3 protein-coding genes are annotated in these 2,688 nt (G+C 63.4%); all 3 read left to right on the top strand.

What is annotated here, in order from left to right:
• Positions 1–486 precede the first annotated feature (486 nt).
• The 3 genes from WBR68_RS31080 to stbB are packed head-to-tail and all read left to right on the top strand — an operon-like array spanning position 487 to position 2,558.
• A complete protein-coding gene (locus WBR68_RS31080) occupies positions 487–1,368 on the top strand; it encodes a KfrB domain-containing protein (RefSeq protein ID WP_230696229.1) in 882 nt (293 codons plus the stop codon).
• 44 nt (positions 1,369–1,412) lie between these two features.
• Positions 1,413–1,841, top strand: a complete 429-nt coding sequence (locus WBR68_RS31075) for a hypothetical protein (RefSeq protein WP_230696228.1) — start codon at positions 1,413–1,415, stop codon at positions 1,839–1,841.
• A gap of 9 nt (positions 1,842–1,850) precedes the next feature.
• Positions 1,851–2,558, top strand: a complete 708-nt coding sequence (gene stbB / locus WBR68_RS31070; protein ID WP_230696227.1) for a StbB family protein — start codon at positions 1,851–1,853, stop codon at positions 2,556–2,558.
• The last annotated feature ends 130 nt before the right edge of the window (positions 2,559–2,688 follow it).

Below are 2,688 nucleotides of genomic sequence, written 5' to 3'. Positions count from 1 at the left end.
CTGCGGCGCCGGCCTGAACCCCTTAGCTTCAGTCCCCCTCCCCGCCGGCGCAATGCGCCGCCAGGCGGGGGAAAGGCATCCCCCCGGGCGTCGCGGGCCGTTGGCCTCGCCCCGCCCCGAGCGCCACGACCTGCCTGCTGAACACCGTCAACGCCACACCACCGCTGCAGCCCTCCGAGGCTGCGCCGGTGTCTGCCGTGCGGGAGAAAAGGTCCGTCCCCTTCCCGACGAATCCGCCGGGTGGGGATCGGCAGGCCCCAAAAGCGCGGGGGCTGCTGCCCCCCTGGCCGGCCGCCTGGCGGCGTCCGCGCTTCCGACCCCCCGGGGAACCGCAACGGTTCCCCCGCGCCCGCTCACGGGCGCGGCTCCCCCTCCTTCAACCCCACGGTTCTCCAGCAGGAGGGACGCCACCGCCAGCGTCAACTTAGCCCCACGACAGTGCACGGCATGGACCGTTTCGCACCATCACACACCCGAGGAAATCTCATGAAAATCTCCGACTGGAAAACCAAAGTCCAGGCGCTATTTCGCCCTGCTCAGCACGATCACGCGCCCGTTTCAAACGGCCCGCGCACCCTCGCCGCCAGCGCCGACCGCAAGCCGGTTGAAATCACGGTCATCAGCACCGGCGAGCGATTCGTTCATGCTCCCTCGCTCGAGGACGCCGTCGTAGATCCGCGCAACTTGTCGCCCGATCCGTATTACGACGAACGCGAGCGTGACGCGGCCGACGAACTCCAACGCTGGGACGGAAAGTCCGTCCGCGATATCGATACAGAGCGCTTTTACGACTATCCGGGCTTCGAGACGCACACGGGGCTGCAGGCAAGCGTGCCCCTGAACGCCCGCGCAGAACTCTGGAACCCCGCTCCGGAAGATCCGGCCTATCGTTCCAGCATCACCGTGCTAGCCATCGACAAGTCGGGTGAGGCTCTCGTCAAGAATTACGTGGTCGATGACTATCGCAACGCCGAAGGGTGGTCCTATTCCGTCATGTCCACCGACCGAGCCGCCCAGCTCCTGCGGGATTACGGTGCGGCCGCAGATCTAACGCTCGGTGCAGCCGAACGCCTCCAAAGTGGAACCGAGCTCGCACAGGCGCCCATCATCGGTGCGACTTATCGCGGTGAGATCGTCTCCATCGAGGGCGACACCGCCTATCAAAGAGCCGAGCAAGGAGTAGCAATCGCCCACAGGGTCAGCACATTGGCCATCTCTAACCCCCAGCAATACGTGGGCAAGGAAGTGGAGATCAGCTACCCGTGCGGCAAGGTCGGCCTTTTGCGCCAGGTCGACGCCCTCGCGCTCGAAGCGGCCGCGTTGCAGAAGCCGGGCGCTGAGAAGGCCGCAGGCGCCTTCGAGCGCTAACCCGGCCTGCCGCGCAATCTACCGAACCTGGGGAACGCCCCGCCATGCAACAGAATCACGCCCCGCCGGCGAATAAAGCCGAGATCGTTCAGCAGCTAAACACGCTGGATGCCACCGACCAGCGCGCGCGGTTTCGCGCGCTCTTGCCGTTGATAGACCAGCTCGTTCGACGGGGGGTCACCCACGCCAAGATCGTTGAAACGCTGATCAACGCTGGCGTACCCGTGACCATCCTCTCGCTGCGGCAGGCCCTTTACCGATGGCGTAAGCGGACCGGGCCTGTGCCGATCGACGCGAACCGGCCTGACATCCGTTCAACGCCCGGCACGGCAGCAGATCTGCCCGCCGCAGCCCCCGTCGCCAGTAGCTCGTCGACGAGCGGCATCCAAAGCAAAGCCGACCTGGTTCGACTTCGCAGAGCTTCAGATCCCATTGACCTCAATGAACTGGCCGAACTCGGTCGAAAAAAATAGGAAACCCGCATGAAAATCGCAACCGTCAACTATTCCGGCTCCGTCGGCAAAACCGTCACGACCAGCCACCTTCTGGCGCCCCGCATTCCGGAAGCCGAAATTATCGCCGTTGAGTCGACCAACGAAAGCGCTGCCGATCTCGGTCTGGATGTCGAACAGATGCGTGGGGGACAGTTCGGCCGCCTTTTTCGCAAGCTGCTCATGGCAGAAGCTGCAATCGTCGACGTCGGTGCCTCCAACATTGAGGACTTCCTGGCAGAGCTGGTGAAGTACGACCAGGCGCATCTCGAGATCGACTACTACGTGCTGCCCGTGGTCACTTCCGGTAAAGCGCAGCGGGAAACGATCAAAACGATCCACGTTCTCGCGCAGATGGGTGTGCCGGCGGACCGCGTACGCGTGCTCTTCAATCGCGTCGATTCCGACGTGCGTGAGGAGTTCGCCGCCATCTTCGGATACGCCCTGCAGTCCGGCGATTTTCGCGCCAATCCTGAAGCAGCGATCTTTGAGAACGAGGTGTTCGACCTGCTGGCCAACAAACGCACAACGATCAAAGAGATCCTCGCTGACCCGCGCGACTACCGCCAGGAGTTGCGCCAAGCTGATCGTGACGACGTGAAGCTCGTCAGCCATCTTAGCGACATGCACGCCCTACAGTCGCTGGCGCGTCCTGTTGACCGGCAGTTGGACAAGGCATTCGACGCCCTCTTCATGTAGGAGGCACAGTGACCGCAATCCCGCACGAAAGTCCGGCCACTTCCTCCGTCATTCCCCGCAGCAGAATGGAGCTTCTGTACCGCGACATGTTGCAGGAAAGCGCGCAGCTCGTCGTTCTGATCGAGCAGCT

This window comes from Achromobacter sp. JD-1 (assembly GCF_038594925.1).
GTDB lineage: Bacteria > Pseudomonadota > Gammaproteobacteria > Burkholderiales > Burkholderiaceae_B > Achromobacter > Achromobacter spanius_C.
The sequence above is the reverse complement of the archived record's forward strand: the minus strand, read 5'-3'. Positions and strand labels throughout refer to the sequence as shown.